This window comes from Anabaenopsis sp. FSS-46, from assembly GCF_029891665.1.
Classification (GTDB): Bacteria; Cyanobacteriota; Cyanobacteriia; order Cyanobacteriales; family Nostocaceae; genus Anabaenopsis; species Anabaenopsis arnoldii.
In genome coordinates, this window is the sequence record NZ_JANQDG010000039.1 from 1 (window position 1) to 25,791 (window position 25,791).

24 protein-coding genes, 2 rRNA genes and 1 riboswitch are annotated in these 25,791 nt (G+C 41.6%); of the genes, 11 read left to right on the top strand and 15 right to left on the bottom strand.

Translation table 11 applies throughout. From position 1 onward, the window contains the following. Both NWP21_RS03775 and rrf read left to right on the top strand, forming a co-directional pair. Positions 1-161: ribosomal RNA gene (locus NWP21_RS03775) — 23S ribosomal RNA — on the top strand; the annotation flags it as partial. 57 nt (positions 162-218) lie between these two features. After that, a 5S ribosomal RNA gene (gene rrf / locus NWP21_RS03780) occupies positions 219-336 on the top strand. Positions 337-423: 87 nt separating this feature from the next. Here the strand turns inward: rrf and NWP21_RS03785 are convergent. The 10 genes from NWP21_RS03785 to NWP21_RS03830 all read right to left on the bottom strand — a co-directional run bounded on the left by NWP21_RS03785 (position 424) and on the right by NWP21_RS03830 (position 8,075). Beyond that, on the bottom strand, positions 424-957 hold the full coding sequence (locus NWP21_RS03785) for a hypothetical protein (protein ID WP_280791669.1): 534 nt from the start codon (positions 955-957) through the stop codon (positions 424-426). Positions 958-978: 21 nt separating this feature from the next. After that, positions 979-1,176: a hypothetical protein gene (locus NWP21_RS03790; RefSeq protein ID WP_280791670.1), complete on the bottom strand. Its 198-nt coding sequence runs from the start codon at positions 1,174-1,176 to the stop codon at positions 979-981. Continuing rightward, positions 1,176-1,505, bottom strand: coding sequence for a hypothetical protein (locus NWP21_RS03795; RefSeq protein ID WP_280791671.1), 330 nt, complete (start codon positions 1,503-1,505; stop codon positions 1,176-1,178). The genes NWP21_RS03790 and NWP21_RS03795 overlap by 1 nt, the downstream gene beginning before the upstream one ends. A 97-nt stretch (positions 1,506-1,602) precedes the next feature. Then, entirely contained in the window at positions 1,603-3,318 is a 1,716-nt protein-coding gene (gene cobJ / locus NWP21_RS03800) for a precorrin-3B C(17)-methyltransferase (RefSeq protein WP_280791672.1), read from the bottom strand. A 484-nt stretch (positions 3,319-3,802) separates the two neighbouring features. Further along, positions 3,803-4,390: a type II toxin-antitoxin system antitoxin SocA domain-containing protein gene (locus NWP21_RS03805; RefSeq protein ID WP_280791673.1), complete on the bottom strand. Its 588-nt coding sequence runs from the start codon at positions 4,388-4,390 to the stop codon at positions 3,803-3,805. A 28-nt stretch (positions 4,391-4,418) separates the two neighbouring features. Continuing rightward, positions 4,419-4,661 (bottom strand): hypothetical protein, encoded by a 243-nt coding sequence (locus tag NWP21_RS03810; RefSeq protein ID WP_280791674.1) that lies wholly within the window; start codon positions 4,659-4,661, stop codon positions 4,419-4,421. A 21-nt stretch (positions 4,662-4,682) separates the two neighbouring features. Further along, a complete protein-coding gene (locus NWP21_RS03815; RefSeq protein WP_271734047.1) occupies positions 4,683-5,387 on the bottom strand; it encodes a precorrin-2 C(20)-methyltransferase in 705 nt (234 codons plus the stop codon). Positions 5,388-5,389: 2 nt separating this feature from the next. Then, the gene (locus NWP21_RS03820; protein WP_280791675.1) at positions 5,390-6,016 is read right to left on the bottom strand and encodes a precorrin-8X methylmutase; all 627 of its coding nucleotides are present in this window, start codon (positions 6,014-6,016) and stop codon (positions 5,390-5,392) included. 52 nt (positions 6,017-6,068) lie between these two features. Next, positions 6,069-7,559, bottom strand: a complete 1,491-nt coding sequence (gene cobG / locus NWP21_RS03825) for a precorrin-3B synthase (protein ID WP_280791676.1) — start codon at positions 7,557-7,559, stop codon at positions 6,069-6,071. 35 nt (positions 7,560-7,594) lie between these two features. Beyond that, positions 7,595-7,775: riboswitch (cobalamin riboswitch) on the bottom strand. A gap of 84 nt (positions 7,776-7,859) precedes the next feature. Beyond that, positions 7,860-8,075 (bottom strand): hypothetical protein, encoded by a 216-nt coding sequence (locus NWP21_RS03830; RefSeq protein WP_271734051.1) that lies wholly within the window; start codon positions 8,073-8,075, stop codon positions 7,860-7,862. Between the two features lie 175 nt (positions 8,076-8,250). On the opposite strand from NWP21_RS03830, the gene cbiE reads away from it, so the two are divergent. The 4 genes from cbiE to NWP21_RS03850 all read left to right on the top strand — a co-directional run bounded on the left by cbiE (position 8,251) and on the right by NWP21_RS03850 (position 15,373). Then, complete coding sequence (gene cbiE / locus NWP21_RS03835; RefSeq protein WP_271734052.1) at positions 8,251-9,462, top strand: precorrin-6y C5,15-methyltransferase (decarboxylating) subunit CbiE; 1,212 nt, start codon at positions 8,251-8,253, stop codon at positions 9,460-9,462. Positions 9,463-9,730: 268 nt separating this feature from the next. After that, positions 9,731-12,160 (top strand): sucrose synthase, encoded by a 2,430-nt coding sequence (locus NWP21_RS03840; RefSeq protein ID WP_280791677.1) that lies wholly within the window; start codon positions 9,731-9,733, stop codon positions 12,158-12,160. 43 nt (positions 12,161-12,203) lie between these two features. Next, the gene (gene pgmB, locus NWP21_RS03845; protein ID WP_280791678.1) at positions 12,204-15,116 is read left to right on the top strand and encodes a beta-phosphoglucomutase; all 2,913 of its coding nucleotides are present in this window, start codon (positions 12,204-12,206) and stop codon (positions 15,114-15,116) included. 80 nt (positions 15,117-15,196) lie between these two features. Continuing rightward, positions 15,197-15,373, top strand: a complete 177-nt coding sequence (locus tag NWP21_RS03850; RefSeq protein WP_271734055.1) for a hypothetical protein — start codon at positions 15,197-15,199, stop codon at positions 15,371-15,373. Between the two features lie 99 nt (positions 15,374-15,472). On the opposite strand, the gene NWP21_RS03855 is transcribed toward NWP21_RS03850, so the two are convergent. Both NWP21_RS03855 and NWP21_RS03860 read right to left on the bottom strand, forming a co-directional pair. After that, on the bottom strand, positions 15,473-16,888 hold the full coding sequence (locus tag NWP21_RS03855) for an isochorismate synthase (RefSeq protein ID WP_280791679.1): 1,416 nt from the start codon (positions 16,886-16,888) through the stop codon (positions 15,473-15,475). A 37-nt stretch (positions 16,889-16,925) separates the two neighbouring features. After that, positions 16,926-17,084: a hypothetical protein gene (locus NWP21_RS03860; protein ID WP_271734057.1), complete on the bottom strand. Its 159-nt coding sequence runs from the start codon at positions 17,082-17,084 to the stop codon at positions 16,926-16,928. A gap of 121 nt (positions 17,085-17,205) precedes the next feature. Between NWP21_RS03860 and menA the strand changes: the two genes are divergently transcribed. The 5 genes from menA (at position 17,206) to NWP21_RS03885 (ending at position 22,600) form a co-directional block, all read left to right on the top strand. Beyond that, on the top strand, positions 17,206-18,111 hold the full coding sequence (gene menA / locus NWP21_RS03865; RefSeq protein ID WP_280791680.1) for a 2-carboxy-1,4-naphthoquinone phytyltransferase: 906 nt from the start codon (positions 17,206-17,208) through the stop codon (positions 18,109-18,111). Continuing rightward, a complete protein-coding gene (locus NWP21_RS03870) occupies positions 18,104-19,018 on the top strand; it encodes an o-succinylbenzoate synthase (RefSeq protein ID WP_280791681.1) in 915 nt (304 codons plus the stop codon). The genes menA and NWP21_RS03870 overlap by 8 nt, the downstream gene beginning before the upstream one ends. Positions 19,019-19,377: 359 nt before the next feature. Then, entirely contained in the window at positions 19,378-20,928 is a 1,551-nt protein-coding gene (locus NWP21_RS03875; protein WP_280791682.1) for an ATP-binding protein, read from the top strand. A gap of 67 nt (positions 20,929-20,995) precedes the next feature. Beyond that, positions 20,996-22,375 carry a 2-succinylbenzoate--CoA ligase gene (locus NWP21_RS03880; protein ID WP_280791683.1) on the top strand — a complete coding sequence of 460 codons (1,380 nt, stop codon included), beginning with the start codon at positions 20,996-20,998 and terminating at the stop codon, positions 22,373-22,375. Positions 22,376-22,378: 3 nt separating this feature from the next. Next, complete coding sequence (locus tag NWP21_RS03885; RefSeq protein ID WP_280791684.1) at positions 22,379-22,600, top strand: hypothetical protein; 222 nt, start codon at positions 22,379-22,381, stop codon at positions 22,598-22,600. 61 nt (positions 22,601-22,661) lie between these two features. Here NWP21_RS03885 and NWP21_RS03890 read toward each other — a convergent pair whose 3' ends face one another. From NWP21_RS03890 to NWP21_RS03900, 3 genes are read right to left on the bottom strand one after another with little or no spacing between them, the layout of a single operon-like run. Continuing rightward, on the bottom strand, positions 22,662-23,120 hold the full coding sequence (locus NWP21_RS03890) for a thioesterase family protein (protein WP_280791685.1): 459 nt from the start codon (positions 23,118-23,120) through the stop codon (positions 22,662-22,664). Beyond that, positions 23,120-24,208: a T3SS effector HopA1 family protein gene (locus tag NWP21_RS03895; protein WP_280791686.1), complete on the bottom strand. Its 1,089-nt coding sequence runs from the start codon at positions 24,206-24,208 to the stop codon at positions 23,120-23,122. Before NWP21_RS03895 ends, NWP21_RS03890 begins: the two co-directional genes overlap by 1 nt. A 53-nt stretch (positions 24,209-24,261) precedes the next feature. After that, complete coding sequence (locus tag NWP21_RS03900) at positions 24,262-25,500, bottom strand: aminoglycoside phosphotransferase family protein (RefSeq protein ID WP_280791687.1); 1,239 nt, start codon at positions 25,498-25,500, stop codon at positions 24,262-24,264. Positions 25,501-25,791: the final 291 nt, after the last annotated feature.

Here is a 25,791-nt window from a genome sequence, read left to right on the forward strand (position 1 = left end):
ATAACCGCTGAAAGCATCTAAGTGGGAAGCCCACCTCAAGATGAGTGCTCTCACTACTTAAGTAGGTAAGGTCACGGGCAGAACACCCGTTTATAGGCTCTATGTGGAAGTACAGTAATGTATGTAGCAAAGGAGTACTAATAGACCGAGGGCTTGACCTCATCACTCTGGTTTTCGCGTTACTTGCAGTCTTCAGGGTCTCTGACCCAACACTCTTTCCTGGTGTCTATGGCGCGGTGGAACCACACTGATCCCTTCCCGAACTCAGAGGTGAAACGCTGCAGCGGCCACGATAGTTGAGGGGTAGCCCTCCGCAAAAATAGCTCGATGCCAGGTTTATCAATCGAATAAATAAAATATATTTGAATCAAGCCCTGTATTATTTGAACACAGGGCTTGTTTTGCTTGTATGGGTTTAATTAGTTATAGACTTATGACATACAAATATCCCTCTTGAAAATGTTTCTTTTCACTGTTAACGTATCGAGCTAGGTAATTACGTAAGTTAATAACTTCTATCATACCTGAAAGACAAATGTCGAGAGAAAGAAAGTTTGTTGCTGATAGTTCTGAAGAAGATTTTTTAAGATACGATATAAGTTCATCGCAAAAATCATCCAGCGCCTTTTTATCAATATTTTTGCATTGACAAATAAATGCTGTGGCGCTCAAAACTTTCATACGAGTAGCAGAGGGTATTTTTTGATGATTGGATTTTTCGTCTTGAGTAATCTCCTTATCAGCTTGTTTTTTTTTATGCGGTTGAGTATTTTTATTTGAATCTCGATCTACAATACCAACCTCTTTAAATCCCAATTTCTGGAAGTACTTTTGTAAAAGTTCAGTGATTTCGGGAACTGATATTTGAATTGGCTGTTCATCCAAATTTTTATCGTCATAGATAATATTTGAATTTTCTTCTTCTAATTTCAGTGAGAAGTTCAGAGTGTATTTCATTAGTATTGATGAGTATTGACTCTAGCTATTAGGTACTATAGTAACTTTTATCCCATATGATTCTCTTGCTTCATATGCTGTTTTCGCGACAGAACGACACCGAATAATTATTTCGTTGGCATCTGGAACTGCTCGCAGTTGAGCGCCTACTATCTGATCTAACAGGGGACGAGTCAAATGGCGATCCTTGTACTCTAAAGCAATTTTGTGTTGAGACATCAATAGTCACCTTTGATTAAGATATTTCTGATCCTGGTCGCTACATTTTTTGTACCTTGTTCTGTGGGAGCAATAATATTAATAACACAGTCAATTCCCCCATCCTTCTTACAAAAACGTTTTTCAATAGTCTCTGCGGTGAGCGGCGCACCATAAGCATCAGTGAATTCAACTGTTTCAAAACCTTTGAGTCTTTTCATTAAGCGTTTGAGCTCGTCATGCTCAAAATGGAATCCTTTTTTAGCTGGTGTTATCTTTTCTACTGGAGTAAACTCTTTTATTTTGGGATTGAAGAAATCTTTCACCCACCCTATTACTAAGTCAATCATAACCATTCACCCTCAAATCACTGTAGTTAAAGTTGATTTTTACCGACTGTAAATATTATTATACATTATGCCGAAAATTCATCTATTACTATATTTTTTATTCACTGTATCGCCTTGGTGTATAAACTGAAATAGTCCCATCCCGGCGGTGAATTGTCCGGGTTTGGCTGGAACCAATTAAAATCACAGTCCGCATATCCGCTGCATCTGGTGTTAACTCTTGTAGTTGAATAACTTTGACACTTTCCCCTGGTCTGCCGAGATTTCTAGCTAATACTACTGGTGTATCTGGTGTTCTATATTGCTGTAAAATTTCCCTGGCTGCTGTTAGTTGCCAAGTGCGATCTTTGGACACAGGATTATAAAAGGCTATGACAAAATCTGCTTGAGCAGCAGCAGCAATGCGTTGTTCAATAATTGACCAGGGTTTTAAAATATCAGATAGTGAAATGGCGCAGAAGTCATGTCCCAATGGCGCGCCAATGGCAGCCGCTGCGGCTTGCATGGCGGAAATACCCGGTGCAACATGAAGATCAATACTTTCCCATTCCGGTTTGGGGTTTTTATCGCACACCTCAAATACCGCCGCAGCCATTGCATAGATACCAGGGTCACCAGAGGAAACTACAGCGACATATCGCCCTGTTGCTGCCAAATCCAGCGCCATTGTCGCCCGGTCGATTTCTTCCCGGTTGTCTGACTCATGGAGTTGTTTACCCTCAGCCAGAGAGCCAATTAAGTTGATATATGTTTTATAACCCACTAAGTCAGTGGCAGATTTAAGTATTTCTCTCACCTCTGGAGACATCCACTGAGAACCACCCGGACCAGTACCAATAATCGCTAACCGCCCTCTGGCTTGACCGATGGTGCTGGTATCAATAGGGGCTGGAGCAATGGCAATTCTGAGGTGAGGACATGGGGAGGATAATCCAGAGGAGCCAGTTACCATAAGAGCCATGGCTTGGGCAGGGCTATAACCTTGTGAGATGAATTTTTCTAACTGATTTGAGGTAAAAAAGCGAATAGGTACTTTAAAGGCGTTAGCAATGGCTTCTGTGGCTGGATTGGCAGCCAAGGTAATATCTGCAAAAATACCCCCTACTGATGCCGGGGCTAGGGCTGCATCTGCTAACAGCTGTTGTATTAAGCCTAGATCAACAATATCACTGATGGTAACTGCTATAGTTGCTGGGTGATAAACAAGGCGGTCGGGTGCGGGGGTGACTAAGCTTTCTGTAACCTGGATGGTCAAATTACCATCTGGGTCTATGGGTAATTGACTATTACTCAACCAAGGGGCTGTACCTTCTAGCTTAACTTGCGCCCCGGCTAATAAATCTGAGATAAATTTCTTAGCGTCATCTGGGTTAGCTAAATGATACCCTGGTGGGGGAGATAATAAAGCGGTGCGGAAACGAAGATCACCTGTGGTGGTAATTGCTGGTTTCACATCCAGGACTTCCGCAATGCGTCGCGCTAAATCATTCACCCCATTGAGTCCACCTAGCAGGGGAACCACCGCACTCCCATCTTCAGCTACTGCTAATACTGGGGGTTCCTGTTTTTTATCAGAAAGCATGGGCGCTATGGTTCTAATGAGAATACCAGCTGCACAAATCCCAATTAAGGGTGTTCCCTGTGCGAATAATTCCCGTAATGTTTCACTAAAATTCGTGAATGTAATATCAACCTTAGATGTGCGACCTGCCAAACCGTATAATGTCCCACCCTGTAGTATGCTGATGATTTGGCGGGCTAGTGGGACGCTGTTTTGACTAAGTACCACAATGGCAGGTGCAATCTTGATCATTATTTAATTTAATTAGATGTTTTATATTAAACCACAGATGCAAACAGATAATTGGGCGCTAACAGTCTAATATTTCTTGAATAACACTTTTCAAATCTCTGTCAGTCGGGCGTTTGGCAAACTGCTCATGACTATAAATCCAAACTAGCCTAATGCTACAAGTACTTTCATTAACTAAATACATTAACCTAATTTGTCCAGATGCTCCCTGAGAGGTTGTTTGATAAGTTTTTTATTGTCATCAATGACACTGATTGATCCCCCCAACCCCCCTTAAAAAGGGGGGCTAAATTCTTTAAAGTCCTCCTTGAAAAGGGTGATTTAGGGGGATCTGAAAATATTTGATACATCATGAGAGACTTTTAAAACATCCTCTGAGAAACTCGCATTTCCAATTTATCAAATGTCTGCGACTAGCTCCACAAAGGTAGAGCCATGAAATTTTGCTAATTTTTTAAAGGAACGCTGGAAATTATCAGATTTTTCAATCAAGAAGGGAGTTGAGCCAGTCACGCACTTCTCCTTTACTAATGGGATTTGAGGATTCTGAATTACAAGCGTCTTCTAAAACTTGGCACATTACAGGTTGATAAGCAGGATGGTCTCGTTCTATTAAATCAAGTTTCTGATAACCCAAAGCTTTCAAATCCTCTAGCAAAATCGGCTCAGTAGAACTGGCGTTTGGAGGTAAACCCTTACGTGCTTTTTTCCACGGAAACTCTAAGTGCGTCATATCACTGAGGTAATAAGCATGGTAGCTACCAAAATATCCCCAAATTTCTTCTAGCAGGTTTTTCTCTTGTTCAGGTATTTGTAATAACGATTCTTGGCTGGGTATGGGTAACTGTTGCGCCTCAAATTCGTTGTAAAATCTGTAAGCAACAGGACATACTGGACCATATCGCCATGCTTGAATTTCCTCATCAAACAATGGCTGATTATATAATGCTAAATACAAACTCTGTGAATAGTAGAGAAGCTTTTGAACCTTCATGTTAGTCATTTGGGCTTCTATACCGTCCTCATAAGCCCTCGCAATAAAGTAGCGAGCTGCATCTAGACAAGTGATCATAGCTCAGACCCGCAAATTAAGTTAATCCTTATAGCAAATTTTCAAGCCCATACACATTATAACTTGAATATAGAGAGTTAACAACAGGAACACCACCTTTGATACCAACTAAATTTGCTATCTGTGTAGCTGTAACTGTGCGATTAGGACTATAATACTGCTCCTGAAGTAGCCGAATTTGTGTATCATTTATGCGATCGCTAATTCTATTTAAACCGGTTATGTATTCAGAAGAAGATGGTACTTTACTGAGTTTATAAATTAGCGCCATGAGCAGAACTGGTTGGTAAATCTATAGCCGACTTTTAGTCGGGATGATAATCATTGAGAAGTAGGGGACTTGATCTGGATCAACTTGATCCAGGGGTATAATTGTTTGTTGTGCCATTGTTGCCCGCTCAATGTATAATGCCCGTGATGCTAACCCTAATTGATGTAAAACATCTCGCACTTTGGTAAAATGGCGACCTAGTTTCATAATCGCCGCTGCATCGGTTGCTAGCAAGTGGGTGATTAATTGTTCGGCTGGCATGGGGGCGGGGAGAACGGTCATGATATCGTTGTAATAGGTAAAAGGTACACCCAAAGCCACAGGACAAGCCATGAGTGAGGAAACTCCGGGGACAACTTCCGTTTGGTACTTCTCAGATAGACGTGTGAAAACATACATAAAAGAACCGTAAAAAAACGGATCACCTTCACACAAAACCACCACATCACGTCCTGCGGCTAGATGTTCGGCAATGGGTGCAACTTCTTGGTCGTAAATGGCACTTGCCGTTTCTGGTTCTAAGGCGCGGGGTAGGTGAAACAGGACTTCGATTTGATGCCCCGACAGATATTGAGAGACGATACCCCGCGCTATACTGTCTTTATCTACTGCGGACTGATAAGCCACCACAGGAGCGGCTTGTAATAGTCGCAGTGCTTTCAATGTCAGTAGTTCTGGATCACCTGGCCCTACACCGATTCCATAGAGGCGGCCTTTGGTTGGCATAATTATTCTTCCTCTGTTCCTAGGGCATTAACTGCTGCAGCTGCGATCGCACTGCCACCACGCCTACCATATAAAGTTAAAAATGGTACATTGTGCCTATTTACTGCTAGTGCTGCTTTTGACTCAGCAGCGCCCACAAATCCCACGGGAAAACCTAAAATAATCGCTGGCTTGAAAAATCCTTCTTCGAGCATTTCCAGAAGGTGAAATAGTGCTGTAGGTGCATTACCAATTGCTACCACTGCGCCATCTAAGTGCAAGCGCCACAATTCCACCGCTGCAGCTGATCTGGTATTACCCAACCGTTTAGCCAGGGCTGGAACTTCCACATCATAAAGGGTACAAATAACTTGGTTGTTTGCTGGTAGTCTCTGTCTGGTAATACCCTCAGCAACCATTCGACAATCACACAAAATTGGCGCACCTGCTGCTAGTGCTGCGCGTCCACGCTCTACCGCTTTTAATGAATATCCCAAGTCATTAACAATATCAGTCATTCCACAAGCATGGATCAGGCGTACAGCAACTTTTGCTACATCAGGCGGCAGCATATCCAGCTTGGCTTCCGATCTGATGATCTCAAAGGACTTACTGTAAATTTCTTTAGCATCTCGGATGTAGTCAGACATGGGAAAATCGGGAATAGTTAATGGTGAATAGTGAATGGGAGCAGAAATAAACCTACCTCACTGGGGAGAATAACAACTGTAATTGCTCAATCTCATATCGATTAACAAATTCTCCAAAGGATTCATTGCTGTTTCGGCATTGCATTTTATACACTTGTAACATCTGTTCTAACAATACAGGGATCTCGTCCATACTCACATATTCATAAAGTTGACGACCAAATTTTTGGTTGCTCTCACCTGTACCAACATAAATCTGATAAGCTCCCAAAGTACCATTTTTTGATTCTAGGCTGACACCAAGCATAGTAATATCACTATTACGATGGTGGGCGCAAGATTTTTCGCAGCCGCTAAAGTGAATATGAACGGGGTAATTGAGGCTAATATGAGTTTTGAGATAATTTGCTAAGATCAAAGCGTCACCTTTTGTATCCGTAGCTGAAGCTGCACAACCTTGATTACCAGAACAAGCCACTAATGCACTATTGATATTACTCCCTGAGAAATCTAAATTTAAAGTAGCTATTTCTTGCTTAACATTGGGAAGCGATCGCTGAGGAATGTCAGTCAACAGCAGATTTTGCCAAGGAGTTAACCTGAGATTCCCACTACCAAATTCTGTTGCTAAATCAGCTAAACTCCGCATTTGCTGACTTTCTAACCGACCCAGAGGTAAAACCACACCAATATAAAATAAGCCCTGCTGACCCTGGGGATGAACGCCGATATGTGGATACTTAAAGTTTAATGTGTTTTCGGTAACGAGACGGGATGAAGAATTGGTTCTGTCAAAGCGCTGATGGAGAGTGAGTTTAAAAGCTAAGAGTTTTTCAACTTCTTTAAGATAACTTTCACAACCCAATTTATTTAATAACTCTCGCAAACGCAGCTTGCGTCCACTGTGAGCATCGGTATGATTTCGGTAAACCTCAGCCAAAGCTGCTAAAACTGGTAAACATTGCTCTGGCAATAATACAATTCCCATATCAAGGGGTGGTTTTCCCCGATCGCCGACGCTCAGACACAGACGAAAATAAACTTTACCATCAATTAAAACAGCAGCGAACATGATATCGTTGAGGCGATCGCATACGGAAACTTGACCACCACCATCAAAAGCAACACTAAATTTTGCCGATAGTTCTGATAGGTTGGGGTGTGCGGCGATATAATTATCCCACTCTTGGACAAAGGGACGGGTATCAATTAATTCTTGGGTATCAATACCAGCCGTAGGACTGGTCATAATATTACGAATGTGGTCAACAGCGAAATTAGCAGCACCAATACCTATATTTTGTAAATTCTGGAGAACACTGGTATTTATTCCCGAACGCAGCTCCCGGATTTGGAGGTTAGCGCGATTAGTCACATCCACATAACCACCCCCATAATTCTCCGCTACATCTGCGATCGCATGACATTGTTTACTATCCAGAATCCCACCTGGTATTCTGATGCGATATAATATCCCATCTTGGGCTGGTGTATCATAAAATAATCCAGGACATAAGGCAAAACCGGACAGCAAAATATTCACTCCTTCCCTGTGCGACGCAGGTAGTAGATAATGTGTCTTGATGACACTGTTACGGTTGGCATTCTGACTTGGCAAGTAAAAAAACTGAACATTCTGCTTTGGTCTTACCATTACAGCTGCGGCACAGTCCCGGAATTACACCGGAGTTTCCCAACCTATTTCCTTACTAATCTAACATGATCAGGTATTCAGCCCACCGGATGCTGCATTTTTTTTAATATTCACTTAAATATCGTACTGACTATATCTGGATAGTGTATTTACAACCTCCATTAACCCTATAATAATTACTTAGGGTAATTACGCAAAATTAACTAAATCAACTAAGGTGTCAGGCTGGAACCGCACTACACAGGAAACTAAGCATCCACGATAATGCTCAGATGTAAACACCAATAGTGTGATATTAGTGGAACCAGGATCCAAGATGCGCTTCACCTTGCAAACCTGCATCTTATTCTTACAGTAGGCAATAATGCGATCGCCTGCTTTGACATCCAACGCTTTAATTTTCAATTAATAATCAACCTAATTATGAAATTTAACCAAGTCAAGTAAATATATATTACCATATATTACTTGTGTAAAACTTGTAATGCACATTGATTATAACACACTCATAAAAGTTGGAAAATTCCGCAATTTTGGAGCGGAAAAACTACCACATCTAGTGAAATTATTATCAGCTTCTATGACAGGTAAATGGCTATCGATTGTTGGTATTGGTGAAGATGGGTTACAGGGGTTAAGTGCGATCGCACGTTCCCTGATTGACCAAGCTGAGGTGATTATAGGGGGCGATCGCCATTTGGCCATGTTACCGGGAGTGTACCGAGGAGAGAAGATAGCCTGGACATCACCCATTACCACCTCAATAGCAGAAATTATCCGCCGTCGTGGTCAATTAATCTGTGTATTAGCCAGCGGTGACCCCTTATATTACGGTATCGGTGTCACCCTTACCCGACAATTCCCCCTAGAAGAAATCACCATCATCCCTGCGCCTTCTACCTTCAGCCTCGTTTGTGCCAAACTAGGATGGTCTTTAACCGAAACAGAAACCTTGAGTTTGTGCGGTCGTCCCGCGTCTCTTCTCCAGTCTTACATTTATCCCCAGGCCCAACTGTTAATTTTGAGCGCCGGAAAAGACACACCGGCAATTGTTGCCGAAATCTTGACAAATCGCGGTTATGGTGGTAGTAAAATTACTGTTCTAGAACATCTGGGTGGTATTCAGGAAAGAATTGTACAAGGTACAGCCGCATCTTGGAGTGAAACAGAAATTGCCCCTCTCAATGCGATCGCAGTTAATTGTATTGCCGATCCTGGGGTAATACCCTTACCCAGATTACCAGGATTACCAGATCATGCCTATCATCACGATGGACAATTAACTAAGCGAGAAGTCAGGGCGGTTACCTTGGCAAAATTAGCCCCCACTCCCGGAGAACTATTATGGGATGTCGGCGCGGGTTGCGGTTCAATTTCCATTGAATGGATGCGTACTAATTCCCGATGTCAGGCGATCGCCATTGAACAGAATCCTGGTAGACTAAAGTACATTGCAGACAACGCCACCGCTTTAGGAACCCCCCACCTCAAAATTATTCCCGGTCAAGCACCATCAAGCCTAAAAGATTTACCTACACCGGATGCTATATTTATCGGCGGTGGAGTCACCGCGGAAGACCTTTTTGATACCTGTTGGACAGCATTACGTCCCGGTGGGCGGTTGGTAGCTAATGTTGTCACCATAGAAGGGGAGCAAACCTTATTTAAATGGTATAATCAAGTTGGTGGTAATTTAACTCGTGTTTCTATTCAAAGAGCTGAACCTATTGGTAAGTTTTTAGGTTGGCGAGCTATGTCCCCTGTGACTCAGTGGGTGGGAATTAAGTTTTAAACGCAAAGGGGCGCAAAGGTAAGCGCAAAGGGGCGCAAAGGGTTTTTTATCACCACTGTCTAAGAGTTCATTGGAATCATATGGGACGTAGATTTTAGGGGAAGTAACTATATTGACAACCTGAAGGTATAGAGTGAATTGCTAGGGTTTCATCCTGAAGCCAGAAGTGAACAGCTTTCATACTATCTATTCTATGAATATAAATATGGGAAATGTACCTCTAGCATCACATTTGAGGTCGTGACCTGATACTGTGCTGGAGTTGCTCATGTATGAATGTTTGGTGACTTGTTTAGACACAGATGAAAAAATCACTCTATGTCAGTTTATTTTGCAATTAAGTGCTACCAATAAACGTTACTTCCTCAGAAACGAGATTTTACATATTTTTGCGGATTACTGTCAAAGGAAGCAAAAGCCCGCTTATTTTTACTACTCTTCTTCTGTTGGCAGATTAATTCACAATACCCATGAGATGATTTTAGAATCGGAAGGTACTTGGTTTGTTCTTCGCCCCAGGATTGCTAGTCAGCAAGTGTGGCGACTGCAAGCTGACTGCTCTAGATTTGAGCCAATGACACCCCAAGCATGGTTAGATGTCAGCGATCGCCTGGTTAACCGCTACCAACCCCACATTCTAGAAATTGACTTTCAACCCTTTTACCCCCAATCCACCAGAATTACTGACCCCAGAAACATTGGTCAAGGATTAGCCTTTCTCAATCGTTACTTATGCGATCAACTGTTGACTGACAGCAATTATTGGTTAGAGGTGTTATTTCAAGCATTATATCAACTAACTTATGATCAAAAACCCCTGCTAATTAGCGATCGCATTCCCTGCGGTATCCACCTCACGCAGCAAATTAAACAAGCCCTAAAATTTTTGGAGCAATTACCCCCTGAAGAACCCTACGCCAATTTTCGCCCTCACCTACAAGAACTAGGTTTTGAACCGGGGTGGGGTAATACATCTGGGCGCATATCCGAAACCCTAGAACTGTTAGAACAACTTATACGCAGTCCCCAACCCGCTATCTTAGAAGCATTTGTCACCCGCATTCCTGCTATTTTTCGCGTGGTTCTCATTTCCATACATGGTTGGGTTGCTCAACAGGACGTTTTAGGTAGAGATGAAACACTCGGTCAAGTGATTTATGTCCTAGAACAAGCCCGCAGCTTGGAAAATCAACTGCAAACAGAAATCAAACTAGCAGGTCTAGACTTATTGGGAATTCACCCCCATATAATTATTCTTACTAGACTTATTCCTAACTGTGAAGGTACAGAATGTAATTTGCGGCTAGAGAAAATTCATGACACTGCAAACGCTTGGATCTTGCGAGTTCCCTTTGGTGAATTCAATCCTGAGATTACCAATAATTGGATTTCTAAATATGACATTTGGCCTTATTTAGAACAATTTGCTGTGGATGCAGAAAAACAACTATTAGCTCAATTTCGAGGTTGTCCCGATCTGATTGTTGGTAACTATAGTGATGGTAATTTAGTAGCCTCCCTCCTTTCCCAAAGCCTGAAAGTCACTCAGTGCAATATTGCCCACACTTTAGAAAAACCCAAACATTTATTTAGTAATCTATATTGGCAGGACTTAGAAGAACATTATCACTTTTCCGCACAATTTACCGCTGACTTAATCAGTATGAATGCTGCGGACTTTATCATCACTTCATCCTATCAAGAAATTGTCGGCACCCCCGATACAATAGGGCAATATGAGTCATACAAGTGTTTTACCATGCCCCAGCTATATCATGTAGTTGATGGCATTGATTTATTTAGCCCTAAATTCAACATGGTACCCCCTGGTGTCAGTGAAAATGTCTTTTTCCCTTATAGCCACAAACATAGGCGGGATGTTGAATTTACCAACAAAGTACATGATTTACTATTTACTCGTAAACATCCCCAAATTCTCGGTCATTTAGACCACCCTCATAAGCGACCCATCCTCAATGTTGCCCCCATCACCTCAGTGAAAAATCTTACAGGTTTAGCGGAATGTTTTGGCAAAAATCCAGCCTTAAAAGAGCATTGTAATCTGATTTTTATTACTAGTAAACTGTATCCCACCGAAGCAACCAACCCCAGAGAAGCAGAGGAAATTCAAAAACTCCATGACATAATTAATCAATATGAGCTACACGGCCATATACGCTGTATAGGGATGCGTCTTCCCAGTCGTGAGCTAGGAGAAGCCTACCGAGTCATTGCGGATGCTCAGGGAATTTATGTTCACTTTGCCCGGTTTGAATCCTTTGGTCGCAGCATTCTGGAAGCCATGGTTTCCGGTTTACCCACTTTTGTGACTAAATTTGGTGGTGCTGTAGAAGTTATTGAAGAACAGCAAAATGGATTTCATATTAACCCTACAGACGAAAAAGAAACAGCAAACCAAATTTTGAGCTTCATAGAAAAATGTGATACTCAACCCGAATTATGGGGAGAATTTTCCCAAAGCATGAGCCAACGTATTCTACATAAATATAATTGGCAAATCAACAATAGTCAAATGCTCTTGCTGGCTAAAATATTTAGCTTTTGGAACTTTGCCGCTCCTGAAAATAATGCAGCCAAACATAGATATATAGAAACATTATTCCACCTGATTTTTAAACCCAGAGCCGAAATGATTTTAGAACAACATATGCGGAATTCTGTCATCGTTAAAAATTAAAAAGTTTTGCTTCCTAATTGGGAATTTAGCACAGGGATTGAAGATGAATAAAAAAAGTGATTATAATAACCACTTCATATATACAGATTGGATATTAATTGAAACTGCATTTGACCCTGAGCAGTTACATTCGAGAGAAACCATCTTCACCATCGGTAACGGATACCTGGGAACACGGGGGAGTTTTGAGGAAGGCTATATTCGTGCATTACCAGCTACTTTTATCAACGGTGTCTATGATCATGTTCCTGTAGTTTATACTGAACTCGCAAATTGTCCAGACTGGTTACCATTGATACTCAATATTAATGGCGATCGCTTCCGTTTCCATGAGGGAGAAATATTACAGTATGATCGACAATTAGACCTACGTCAAGGGATTCTCAGCCGTTCTGTACGCTGGTGTAGTCCCACTGGGCAAACCATAGACATTGAGTTTGAACGATTTGCTAGTTTAGCTGATCACCACGTATTAGGGCAACGCTGTCATATAACGCCTGTAAATTTTGATGGGGTAGTCGAAATTCAGGCTAGTATTAACGGCTACCCAGAAAATCAAGGTTTCAACCACTGGGAAGCAATCGACCAGGGTAAAACCGCAGCAGGAATCTGGTTACACAGCAGAACTCGCGGCTCGCGGATTGATATTGGTATGGCTGCAAGGGTGGTATTATTAGGAACTGAATCCGCTTTACAAGTGCATACTGCTCCTGGCTACCCCACGGTAACTGCAACCTTTCTGGCTACACCACAGCAGACAGTGACAGTAGAGAAGGTAGTCACAGTTTTTACCTCGCGGGAAATTTCGCAACCAGTCTCAGCAGCTCAAGAAAAACTCGCGCACTTACCAGACTATATCACCCTGCGGCAAGCCAACGCCCAAGCATGGGATGAGGTTTGGCACTACAGTGATGTTGCCATAGAGGGGGATAGTAAAGCCGCTTTTGCCATCCGTTACAATTTGTTTCAGCTGTTAATTGCCGCCCCCAGACATGATGAAAAAGTTAGCATTCCCGCTAAAACCCTTTCGGGATTTGGCTACCGTGGTCATATTTTTTGGGACACAGAAATTTTTATTCTGCCCTTTTTTATCTTTACCCAACCAGCCCTAGGGCGTAATTTACTGAGTTACCGCTATCACACTTTAAATGGTGCCAGACGTAAAGCATCCCATTATGGTTATAAAGGGGCGATGTATGCTTGGGAAAGTGCTGTTACGGGGGATGAGGTAACACCACGTTGGTCGCTTCCTAGTGATTTTTACGGTAATGATATCAGAATTTGGTGTCGTGACCACGAAATTCACATTAGTTCAGATATTTCTTATGCTGTCTGGTATTATTGGCAGGCAACTGGTGATCATGAATGGATGCAAAGGTGCGGTGCAGAGATTATTTTAGATACCGCCATTTTTTGGGCTAGTCGGGTTGAGTTCAATTCTGAGCAAGACCGCTATGAAATTCTCGGGGTAATAGGAGCAGATGAGTATCACGAGTTTGTTCACAATAACACCTTTACTAACCGGATAGTGCAATGGCATTTAGAAAAAGCGGTCATAGTTAATGACTGGCTGCATCAAAGCTTCCCGGAAAGAGCCAAGGAATTAGACGAACAACTACAACTTAACCCTGAAACGAAAAGCCAATGGCAGCAGATCGCCGCTAAACTCTGGATTCCTTACGACTCTTCAACAGGACTAATAGAGCAGTTCCAGGGATTTTTCCAGTTGGAAGATATTAACCTGAAGGACTATGAACCACGCACCCAGTCCATGCAGGCCATTTTGGGGATCGAAAAAACTAATAAGTTGCAGGTACTCAAGCAGCCGGATGTATTAATGCTTTTATATATGATGCGGGAATTGGGAGATTTCCCCTACAATCAAAAATCATTACAAGCAAATTGGGACTACTACGCACCCCGCACGGATATTACCTATGGTTCATCTTTAGGTCCGGCAATTCATGCCATCTTAGCCTCAGATTTAGGAAAACGGGCAGAAGCTTATCAACGTTTTATGCAAGCAGCAATGATCGATCTTGAGGACACCCGCGGTAACACTGCTGATGGTATTCATGGGGCTAATGCTGGGGGAATTTGGCAAGCTGTGGTTTTTGGTTTTGGTGGAATTAAACTCAGGGACAGTCGCCCTGCGGCTAACCCTCATTTACCCCAGGGGTGGACTGGTCTGAGGTTTAAACTGCATTGGCGGGGTGAATGGCACGAATTCAATTTACGTCCCCAAATTACTCAGGGGGAAAGTCACAAAGGATTGATTTTATTTGCGCCCTCTTCTTCCCCCATCCACGGGGTAATTTTTGACCTAGATGGTGTCTTAACTGATACGGCTGAATATCACTATTTAGCTTGGCGGAAACTAGCAGATGAAGAGGGTATAGAGTTTAATCGAGGAGCTAATGAAGCTTTGCGGGGTATATCCCGTCGGGCTTCTTTAATGTTAATCATTAAGAATAAAAAATATTCAGAGTCACAAATTGAGGAAATGTTGGCGCGCAAAAACCGCTACTATGTGGAGATGATTGCTAATATTACACCCAAAGATTTGTTACCAGGTGCGATCGCTTTGTTGGATGAGTTGCGACAACAGGGTATTAAAATCGCTATTGGTTCAGCTAGCAAAAATGCCCAGATGGTTGTGGAGCGTTTGGGAATTGCTGATCAAGTCGATGCGATCGCTGATGGTTATAGTGTACAACAACCTAAACCCGCACCGGACTTATTCCTATATGCAGCGGAGCAATTAGGAGTCCCACCAAAGCAATGTCTAGTCATTGAAGATGCAGCAGCGGGTATAGAAGCAGCTCTAGCTGCTGGTATGTGGGCTGTGGGTCTAGGTCCGTGTGAAAGAGTTGGTGCGGCTCATGTTGTTTTACCTAGTTTAGCGGGTGTGACCTGGGCGGGGTTGCAAGCCCAATTAAGCAAAGCTGTTGTGTGAGTGTGGGTATCAATATCTGGGTAATTACAGATGAACACAGATAAATGTTTACTTGATTCGGTGTTTTAGGAGATCATGTTATGTCTAGTTCAGCAAGAGTCAGGGAAATACTTCAATCAATTAAAAATATTCCTCAGCAATCAATGAACTATATTTCGGAAGCTGTGAGCAGAATTTTTAGTCCTAGAGATGATGACTATCCAGCGACGGGGGTTCAACCTTTTGAAGGTGACCCTGCTGATAAAAACAAGGATTAACAGCCAAAAGACCAAAGGACACCAAGAATATTTGATCATTAAGGTATCATAGCCTGATTGCGGTTAATTAACCTCACTCAGACCAAAACAGCTATATCTCTATACTAATGCTTTGAGTAGGGCTTGAAGTTTCAGCTGCACTTCTGCAAATTCTTTCTCAGGATCCGAACCAGCAACTATACCAGCACCAGCATACAGCCTGGCGCGATCGCCATCTATTAATGCTGAACGAATCCCAACTATAAATTCACAATTCCCCCTACCATCTATCCAACCTAGAGGTGCAGCATATAAACCCCGCTCAAAGTTTTCATAGCGACGAATTTCTGCACAGGCAAAATCTCTGCTGGCACCGGCAACCGCTGGGGTAGGATGAAGTTGGGATACTATCTTTAAGGGGTGAACGTGAGGGGGAACTCTGGCTGTAATGGGCGTCCATAAATGCTGGATGTTAGATAATTGTCTCAGTCGCGGTGCTAATACCCTGGGTGACAAACCTAGCTGTGATAGGTGTTGAGTAATAAAATCAATCACTAAAGAATGTTCGTGTCTTTCTTTGATACTATTTAGTAAGCGGTTGGCGTTAGCTGCATCTTCTGCATCTGTTGTACCTCTGGGTGCAGAACCGGCTAAAGCGTCGGATACTAATTCTTGATTATGAATACTAATTAGTCGTTCGGGACTCGCACCAATAAAGCTTTGTCCTTTGCCATTACTGGTAGAGAAAATATAACAATTAGGATGTATTTCCCGCAAATTCTGTAAGGATTTGAATAAATTAAAACTGTTGCTGGATTTCACATCTAAGGCGTTGGCTAGGACAATTTTACTTAAGTCACTGGTGCGAATTTTTTCTACTGCAGATATTACTGCTCTTTTAAAGTCTTGAGGATTAGTTACAGATTGTTTGCTAAATTTATTTGGTATTTGATCCCATTTATTCACAGTAGATTCTAATGAGTGAATTTGCTTGATTTTATCGTGCAAATCCTCAAGGATATTTTCTACATTCCTGTTGGAATTGATAATTATATTGTTAACTAATATACACTGTTGATTTTTAACTGCTATTTGCCAACGTGGTAAAAAAATTGTCGCCGATGGAAATGGGTAGTCTATTTGGGAATTATACTCAAAAAACCTGAAATAACAAAAAAAGTGGGGACCACTAAAACTCTGCTCAGTTATACCAAAATTTTTGATATCTTGAAGACAAGATTTAATAAAATATTCAGCTTCCTGAAAACGCTGTTTGCCATCAATTTCTAGTTTTAACACCGGATCAATGGCGGCGATCGCTTCTCCCTTAGCCTGGTTCTCAATATAAAAATTTATATCCTCTTTATGCGTAAATTTATTCAACACAACCAATGGATCTACCCAGTCAATATTCAGGGAAATACTCACAATTTGCCCACAATTATTTTTGAGGCAATTTTCCTGAACTTTGCACAGAAAATGGTATAGGTCTTTGTGTGTAACAAAGAAGTTGCTGCGACATGGTGAAACTGTCATGGGTCTAGCAATAGTAAAGTTTTTTTAAGTTAACTTCCTAAAGTGTAATTAAACGTGGTGGTATTTCTACAGGTAGCATATTCAGTTGCCAATTCACCAGAGTATGGTTTGCTGTATTGATGGTGTTCCCATAAGCTAAACAGTTATCTGTGAGTTTTGGGTGAACCAACCACAGTAAATACCATAAGTTTGGCACTTAACTAGTCTTTAGTAAAGCACAGGATGGTTTTGCACTACCTGGATGGGCGCTGGTGTCTCCAGAACCCCTAAAATTTTAGATATGAGTAAGATAACTATAATCTCATTAATAAGGACTGATGACTACAAAGCAGGTTGTAAATCCTCAAATTAAATTATGGATGGCGGCAATTAAACCGCCAATGTATACTGTTGCTATTATGCCCATTTGGGTAGGAACAGCAGTAGCCTTTGCGGAAACTAAAGGATTTAATTTAGTAGTATTTTCTACTTTTATAGGGGCAGCAATTTTAATTTTAGCTTGGGAAAACATTAGTAATGATGTTTTTGATGCGGAAACGGGAATTGATAAAAATAAACATCATTCTTTAGTTAACTTAACTGGCAAAAAGTTATTAATATTTTGGTTAGGTAACTTGTGTTTATTGGCTGGTTTACTGGGAATCATCGCCATTGCTACTTGGCAGCAAGACCCGACGGTGATAGGTTTAATCTTGGTCTGCTGTGCTTTGGGCTACACATACCAAGGGCCACCTTTTCGCTTAGGATACCAAGGTTTAGGGGAAATTATTTGTTTTTTTGCCTTTGGACCTTTGGCGATGACAGCAGCATACTATAGCCAAACTCAAACTTGGTCTATGACTAGTTTAGCAGCTTCTGTGATTGTGGGCATTGCTACCAGTTTAATTTTATTTTGCTCGCACTTTCACCAAGTTAAGGATGACATAGCAGCAGGTAAGCGATCGCCTGTGGTGCGTTTAGGAACCGCCAAAGCTGCAAAAGTCCTCTATTGGTTTACCGGTAGTATTTATCCCCTGATTTTGTTATTTGTTGTCTGGGGGGTGTTCCCACTCTGGACTCTGCTTAGTTGGCTGAGTTTACCTTTGGCTTTGCAGTTATGTCACCATGTGCAAAAAAATCATCATCTCCCAGAAAAGGTGAGTAATTGTAAGTTTATTGCAGTTAATTTACATTTTTGCTGTTGTTTACTGTTGGGTTTGGGGTTCATCTTGGGGGTTGGTTAGGATTTTTAACTTTGATTTTCGTTGTTATAGGAGGCGGTTTTTACAACCATTGGTGACTAATCATGGGGTTTGGCGTATCCGTGAGGGTGTAATCATTCATTTGCGTGATGCTGGGGGTAACTGTGGTTGGGGAGAAATTGCGCCTATTAGTTGGTTTGGTTCGGAGACTCTAGAGGAAGCTATAGATTTTTGTCGCCAATTACCAGGGATAATTACACGGGAGATGATTTTGTCAATTCCCGATACCTTACCCGCTTGTCAGTTTGCTTTTGAGTCAGCTTGGGAAGCAATGGGTAATTTACTCAGATCCCCTCAATCTCTCCGTTATAGTGGATTGTTACCAGCAGGGGATGGGGCGTTAAGTAAGTGGAAACCCCTGTGGGAGCAAGGATACCGTACATTTAAATGGAAAATTGGCGTGGGTGAGTTTTCTAGGGAGTGGGAAATCTTTGATTTATTAACCCGGACTTTACCCCCTACAGCTAAATTGCGATTAGATGCTAATGGTGGACTGAGTTATGAGGAGGCTAAACTATGGTTGGGGATTTGTGACCATGTTTCTCATGTGGAATTTCTGGAACAACCATTACCAATCCCAGAATTGGCGGCGATGTTGGACTTAAGCGCTAGTTTTCAGACTGCGATCGCCTTAGATGAGTCTGTGGCCACATTCCCACAACTGCAATACTGCTTTCAACAAGGTTGGCGAGGGATTTTTGTGATTAAACCAGGGATAGCGGGTTACCCTTCCCGTCTGCGCCAATTTTGCCAACAGCATCATATTGATGCGGTGTTTTCCTCAGTGTTTGAAACCCCAATTGGTAGACAAGCTGCTTTACAACTAGCAGCAGAATTATCCCCCAAAAATCGGGCGGTTGGTTTTGGTGTCAATCATTTTATCAACTAAACTCCTGACCATCGCGGTTGACTGTTGACGGTTGACGGTTGACGGTTGACGGTTGACTGGGAGGAGGTGTGACCATTAACAGTCATTAGCCGGGGAATAAATTAAGCGTCTAATAGCGAAAGTCCACTTTTAGTGGACTGGTAGGTTATATATAATACTCTAGATAATGATTGTCAACCTGATTTATAATGTTATCTCTAACACCTAGTCGGATTTATCCGACTTAAGCTATTAGACAGGGGTTTCTAACCCCTGGCTCCCGGTGGTCGTAGCTCTTAAACCCTGACCCATCACCCGTCAACAGTCAACCGTCAACAATCAGAGAAGTTATAATTAAATCAGAGTATACATGAACTTTTATGACTAAATGGTTTAACACCGCAGGTCCTTGTCAACCGGATATACATTATACCCTACCCACCAGTCAACGGTTACCAGAGTTAAAACGCCTGATTGAACAGCGCAATTACTTTGTCATCCATGCACCCAGACAAACCGGTAAAACCACTGCCATGCTCACCCTCGCACAGGAATTAACAGCCAGTGGTAAATATACCGCCGTCATGGTATCCGCAGAAGTAGGCTCCCCCTTTCCCGATCAGCCAGAAGTAGCAGAACAGGCAATTTTAGGTGCTTGGCGAGAGGCAGCCCGATTTTGGCTACCCAAGGAGCTAGAGCCACCGGTGTGGCCAAATGCACTACCAGGACAACGGATAAATGCCGCTTTAACTGTCTGGGCGGAAACTGCTGTGCGCCCCTTGGTGGTGTTTATTGATGAAATTGACTCCCTGCAAAATCAAACTTTAATTACTGTCTTAAGACAGTTAAGGGATGGTTTCCCCCGTCGTCCCCAGAGCTTCCCCCAATGTGTAGCCTTAATTGGGATGCGGGATGTACGTGATTATAAGGTAGCTTCTGGTGGTAGTGATAGATTAAATACCTCTAGCCCCTTTAATATCAAGGTAAGGTCTCTGACTTTAAGTAATTTCACCTTCAAAGATGTAAGTAATCTATACGAGCAACACACCCAAGCCACAGGGCAAATCTTTACCCCCGAAGCCATTCACCACGCCTATGATTTAACCCAGGGTCAACCTTGGTTAGTCAATGCTTTAGCTAAGGAAGTTACAGAGTATTTAGCAGAAGACGTAAATATCCCTATCACGGTAGATTTAATCAATCAAGCCAAAGATATACTAATTCAAAGACAAGACACCCACTTAGATAGTTTAGCCGAACGACTGCGGGAAGATAGGGTAAAAGCAATTATTCAACCCATGTTAGCTGGGGAAGAATTACCAGATGTACCTAATGATGATATTCGTTTTCTCCTAGATTTAGGATTGTGTCGTTATCATCCCATTAGAGGTTTAGAAATTGCCAACCCCATTTATAGAGAAGTTTTACCTAAAGTTTTAGCCTATACCCCCATTATGTCCTTAGGGGTGATTGAACCTGAATGGTTGAGTCCTAGTGGTGAATTAATCCCAGAAAAATTATTAGACTTATTCTTAGACTTTTGGCGACAACATGGAGAACCATTATTTAAAAGTACCCCGTACCCAGAAATAGCCCCCCACTTAGTATTAATGGCATTTTTACACCGTGTGGTTAATGGTGGTGGGAGCTTAGAGCGGGAATACGCCATAGGCTCCGGGAGGATGGATATATGTCTGCGTTATGGGGATGTAGTCTTAGGGATGGAATTAAAGGTATGGAAACAGGGTAAACCCGACCCCTTACCCCAAGGATTGGTACAGTTAGATAAATATTTATCAGGATTAAATTTAGATACAGGATGGTTAATCATATTTGACCGTCGCCCCGATTTACCCCCCATCAGCGATCGCACTACCACGGAAATAGCCCTAAGTCCCCAAGGGAGAAATATCACAGTCATTCGGGGGTAGGTTTGGATTTGTTGACTGTTGACTGTCACCCGTCACCCGTATTTTATCTAGGTAGTAACTGCTGTAAATGTCTATCAAACCACCGAGATTTTATCTACATCAAATATGTAAGACAGATTTGCTCATTGGTGAAAATAATCAGCAACTGCAACAGGTAGCTTTAGAACTATATTTAGAACTACAGCAGTTAACAGTGAGTGGCAATACTGCCAAAATTATTGTAGCAGAACGTGAACCAGTGAAATTTATAGCGGGTTTTCTGGCTGCTTGTGCTGCGAGTTGTCCAGTTTTTCTGTGTAACCCCGACTGGGGACAAGAAGAATGGGAGCAAGTGTTAGATTTAGTGCAGCCAGATATTATTTTGGGAGTAGGACAACCGAAGGTAAAAATGTTTCCCCATGGCGGTTATAGGGATTTTCCATACATCATGATTCCCACCGGTGGCTCATCGGGAAAAATTAAATTTGCTATGCACACTTGGGAAACTCTGATAGCATCTGTTAAAGGATTTACAGAATATTTTCAGGTAACTCAAGTTAATTCTTTTTGTATGTTACCTCTCTACCATGTCAGTGGTTTAATGCAGGTTATGCGTTCCTTGACTACGGGAGGTAAATTAGCGATCGCACCATTGAAAACTTTAACATCTACACCAGAATATCAGATTAACCCTGAAAATTATTTTATATCTTTAGTACCCACACAATTACAACGCTTACTAGAGAGTTACCAATTAACACAATGGCTCTCCCAATTCAGCACGGTACTGTTAGGAGGTGCGCCAGCATGGGAGGAATTGTTAACAAAAGCCAGATTTAATTGTATTCGGTTAGCACCTACTTATGGGATGACAGAAACAGCTTCTCAAATTGCCACCCTCAAACCAGATGATTTTCTCAATGGTATAATTAACTGTGGTCAAATTCTCCCCCATGCCCAAGTAAAGATTCGCAATCAACAAGGTAAAATTTTAACTGGTAATCAAACTGGAAATATTACCATCCAGTCCCAATCATTAGCTCTGGGGTACTACCCCCAAACCTGGGATAATCTCAATTATTTCTCAGTAGACGACTTAGGATATTTAGATGCACAAGGCTATTTAAATATAGTGGGGCGTAACAGCGACAAAATTATCACAGGGGGAGAAAATATTTACCCAGGGGAAATTGAAGCCGCAATTAGGACTACACAAATGGTCAAAGATGTTTGTGTCATCGGCTTACCAGATAAATACTGGGGACAAGTAGTAACGGCGATTTATGTTCCCCAAAGTCCCCAGATTTCCAGTTTAGAAATACAAACAGCACTAAATCAAAGACTGAGTAAATTCAAAGTTCCTAAACACTGGATTTCTCTAGACAGTTTACCCCGCAATGCTCAAGGTAAAATCAACCGCCAAGAACTCCAGAAAATAGCCACAGAACATTTACAAAATCTCTCTTAGAGGATGTTTGATAAGTTTTCAACAGGTAATTTTTATCTGAGGGAACAGGGAACAGGGAACAGGGAACAGGAAACAGGGAACAGGGAACAGGGAACAGGGAATGAGGAATGGGTAACAGGGAATGAGGAATGGGTAACAGGGAATGAGGAATGGGTAACAGGGAACAGGGAACAGGGAATGAGGAATGGGGAACACACCGAACACACCAAAACAATAAAACAATAAAATCCAGTCCCCTCCCCTGGTAAGGGGAGGGTTAGGGTGGGGTCAAACAATAGTTGATACACTAATCATGACTTTCCAAACATCCTCTTAACTTTCTTCTTTCTAGCGCTTTTGTCTCTTGGCGGTTAGTTTCCAACCACTGAATCATCTCAGCTGATAAATCCCGCTTATCTCTGCTCACTGCATCAATACAAACGTGTCGAGTCACAGCCTTAACAACTAGAACATCTGCCAGTATAATTTCATAACTAACTTCAAACTTATTCGCAGTTATTTGATGGGGAAATAAACTTACTTCTAACTGGTCTCCACAGAACATTGGGCGAAAAAAATCCACATTAGCATGAACAATAGGAATAGCTATAGATGGATGAGTAAAAAAATCTTTGAGATTAATACCCGATACTTCTAAAGATGCTTCGTAGGCTTCATGACATATAGATAAAGCATGGGCAAAATAAACTACTCCAGCGCCATCTGTATCTGCAAGGCGAATAGTGCGATGATAGGTAAAAGACATTATTTTAAAGGGTAGTAGATATCCTCAGAACTGGGGTTGAGGTAGGGATGCTGCAAATCAATGGAATGTTGAGCAAAATGTTGCTCAATCATTCTCATACGCTCCTCCATTGTATTTTGACCTTGTTCCCAAGCCTCCAACAAGGCATTGGCGACAATTTGGCAACGGTTGATACCAAAATTTTCTTGAGTGGCAAATTTTTGGGTAGGCTCTTCAGCTAAACCCAATCCAGGGGCTAAAAACTTAGTAAATAAGGGTATTTCAGCTTGGAAATGAGATTCACACCCCCTATAAACATTCTCAAGGATTTTGTGCAATGCTGGATAGTCCTGAGCTTCAAAGTAGAGTATACCTGAGTCATAGCGTCCGTAGGCAGCGGGATGATAGAGAACCTCAAAGGTAAAAGCAAGATTGGCTGCGTTGAGTTGTTGGGTTAGTCCATCCATGGAGGCGATCGCACCAGATGAGGTAAAATTAAAGTAGATTCTCCCCGTACCTAAATTCCCATCTAGGTTACTTTGCTTTTCCTGTCCTACATTGCTAACTGCTAAGTAGCAGCCTTTTTGCAGTCGGTTTTTAGGCATCCAAATCGCCACTAGTTCCCCCACGTTGGGAGACTTTTTACTAGGTTTGAGATGGCAGTCTGGCTCAATATATACCGTCAAACCGCCTTTAGTGACTGCCATAGTACCATCAGGTTCTCGACTCAATACCCGCCAACTGGGGTCAAAATAACCTTTACCGTGATTGCTCGTCTGTAGTTGTTCGTAAAATCCCCAATCAACATCTAAGAGAGAATGAGTTTCTAAATTTTGGTGTCCCCAGCAATTACTAGTTTCAGTATCTAAGGCCAAGGTGGTTTTTAGGGAACCATTGTAGTAGATACCGTAAAGGAAATTTCTCAGTAGTAGAGTCAGATATTTATGCTGTAAAGCCGGAGAATTTTGTTGAAATCTCTCCGCTAGTTTAGCAGGTAAAGAAAAAGATTGATAGTGGGGGTGGGAAATACAAAAGTTAGAATTTATCTCGATATTTTTAGCAATATCCAGTAGGTGAGTTTGCAATGTATAGGCGGCACAGTATATCATTACTTGATATTAAGAATTACTTAAACAAACATGGTGGTCAGTGTTGGCTGTGATTAACAACCCCGCAGGCGAGTTTTTTGGTAATAAAGAGGAACTAATTGCTGTTGTTTTTCTCTTTGGGGGAGTTGATCAAATTCTGTCAAGGGGTTGAGAATTTCCCCCTGAGAAAGGCCGAAAATACTCAATATAGATTCTTGTGGTATGGTAAGGAGATTTTTAGCAACATCAAGCATATAAATGTCACTATTGCCAAAATGTTTAAGAGATTTAATATTTGCTTGAATTTGATGAATCAGCGCCAGTCCTGTAAACTGAATAACTCGGACAATAAAGTTACTTTGGTACTGCAAAATCATGGGAAAAGTTTTGACATAAGCCCGAATTAACCCCAGTAATGAAGGTTGTAGCAACTCTAAGGGTGTAATCGCTAAATGCAGGGATTCTTCTAACTCAAGGGTGGGATCTACTACTAAGCTAGAAAGCCAAATTGTTAAATAGCTGGCGATAAGGGTACCTACATCAAAGGCGGGGTCTCCCCAACTACAAGCTTCCCAATCAATCAGTTTAATCAGGCAATTATCTAACTGATGCCAACGAGAATGAATTAAAATATTATTTAAGGTGAGGTCATTATGAGTCAAGCAGCAAGGTTCCCATTCATAAGCCAAATCGGCGATCGCTGATTCTAAAGTCTCATAACCTTGGTAGAGAAGGTAAAACTTTAACGCCTCAGTGGGAACTGTACCAAATATTTCTGGGGTAATAGAATCCACCCCTTGGGCTGGATTGTAAAAGCTATAGCGAAACTGTCCTTGAGGCCCAGCTGACATAAACTGACGATATTCTCGCTGTTGGAAGGTAGCGCGATGTAGTCCCGCTAATGTACTACCAATGGCGGTAGCAATTTCTGGCGGAAAAATACCATTGTGACCATAAAATTCTGCTAGTTCCGAATATTCAGTTAAGTAATTACGAACCAGGATAGAATGTTCTTGATCAAAATTGACTATTAGTGGTGCGATCTCAGTTATATTACCTATAACTGGAAACTGCTGTAATAATTGCTGAAATAGCCATTCATTAAAAAAATCATGGCAATTTCCATAGTTTTCAACATGACATTTTTGTTTAACCAGCAGTTTTTGATTATCTCCTAAACTCAAGAGTAAATTTAAGTTATGTTGACTACTTTTGAGCAAGTCATATTTATTCAATGCGCCATCTTCTGAGGAATACATACCTCTTTCTTTCAGGTATTCGATAACTTTCTGAGAAGACAGTGGTAATAACATGTATGATGTCCTACTTGGTAAAAGTACCGTTGCTTGAGATGAATTTGGCAGTTTCGATACACAGCAAAAATTGAACCAATCTATTCATATCTTATCTATCAAATTAAAACCTGCCATAATGGCAAGATAACTTTAATTTTTTAATTTAAATTAGGCTGCTAAATACTGTATAGCCTTGAGTTTTCACAGCCCAATAGCAGCAATAAAACAACTATCCACAGATGGATATGAGCAAATTTAAGCATTGATTACTGGCTGATGCTCTTTTGTTTTACTGATACAATTACGCCA

What these genes read in the sequence shown, in the direction of transcription:
- NWP21_RS03880 (WP_280791683.1), top strand. Translation starts at nt 20,996, where the DNA reads ATGTCTATCAAACCACCGAGATTTTATCTACATCAAATATGTAAGACA.
- NWP21_RS03875 (WP_280791682.1), top strand. Translation starts at nt 19,378, where the DNA reads ATGACTAAATGGTTTAACACCGCAGGTCCTTGTCAACCGGATATACAT.
- menA (WP_280791680.1), top strand. Translation starts at nt 17,206, where the DNA reads ATGACTACAAAGCAGGTTGTAAATCCTCAAATTAAATTATGGATGGCG.
- NWP21_RS03785 (WP_280791669.1), bottom strand. Translation starts at nt 957, where the DNA reads ATGAAATACACTCTGAACTTCTCACTGAAATTAGAAGAAGAAAATTCA.
- NWP21_RS03900 (WP_280791687.1), bottom strand. Translation starts at nt 25,500, where the DNA reads ATGTTATTACCACTGTCTTCTCAGAAAGTTATCGAATACCTGAAAGAA.
- NWP21_RS03890 (WP_280791685.1), bottom strand. Translation starts at nt 23,120, where the DNA reads ATGTCTTTTACCTATCATCGCACTATTCGCCTTGCAGATACAGATGGC.
- NWP21_RS03840 (WP_280791677.1), top strand. Translation starts at nt 9,731, where the DNA reads ATGTATGAATGTTTGGTGACTTGTTTAGACACAGATGAAAAAATCACT.
- NWP21_RS03855 (WP_280791679.1), bottom strand. Translation starts at nt 16,888, where the DNA reads ATGACAGTTTCACCATGTCGCAGCAACTTCTTTGTTACACACAAAGAC.
- NWP21_RS03895 (WP_280791686.1), bottom strand. Translation starts at nt 24,208, where the DNA reads ATGATATACTGTGCCGCCTATACATTGCAAACTCACCTACTGGATATT.
- NWP21_RS03795 (WP_280791671.1), bottom strand. Translation starts at nt 1,505, where the DNA reads ATGATTGACTTAGTAATAGGGTGGGTGAAAGATTTCTTCAATCCCAAA.
- NWP21_RS03805 (WP_280791673.1), bottom strand. Translation starts at nt 4,390, where the DNA reads ATGATCACTTGTCTAGATGCAGCTCGCTACTTTATTGCGAGGGCTTAT.
- NWP21_RS03810 (WP_280791674.1), bottom strand. Translation starts at nt 4,661, where the DNA reads ATGGCGCTAATTTATAAACTCAGTAAAGTACCATCTTCTTCTGAATAC.
- NWP21_RS03790 (WP_280791670.1), bottom strand. Translation starts at nt 1,176, where the DNA reads ATGTCTCAACACAAAATTGCTTTAGAGTACAAGGATCGCCATTTGACT.
- NWP21_RS03820 (WP_280791675.1), bottom strand. Translation starts at nt 6,016, where the DNA reads ATGTCTGACTACATCCGAGATGCTAAAGAAATTTACAGTAAGTCCTTT.
- NWP21_RS03885 (WP_280791684.1), top strand. Translation starts at nt 22,379, where the DNA reads ATGTTTGATAAGTTTTCAACAGGTAATTTTTATCTGAGGGAACAGGGA.
- NWP21_RS03850 (WP_271734055.1), top strand. Translation starts at nt 15,197, where the DNA reads ATGTCTAGTTCAGCAAGAGTCAGGGAAATACTTCAATCAATTAAAAAT.
- cbiE (WP_271734052.1), top strand. Translation starts at nt 8,251, where the DNA reads ATGACAGGTAAATGGCTATCGATTGTTGGTATTGGTGAAGATGGGTTA.
- cobJ (WP_280791672.1), bottom strand. Translation starts at nt 3,318, where the DNA reads ATGATCAAGATTGCACCTGCCATTGTGGTACTTAGTCAAAACAGCGTC.
- pgmB (WP_280791678.1), top strand. Translation starts at nt 12,204, where the DNA reads ATGAATAAAAAAAGTGATTATAATAACCACTTCATATATACAGATTGG.
- NWP21_RS03815 (WP_271734047.1), bottom strand. Translation starts at nt 5,387, where the DNA reads ATGCCAACCAAAGGCCGCCTCTATGGAATCGGTGTAGGGCCAGGTGAT.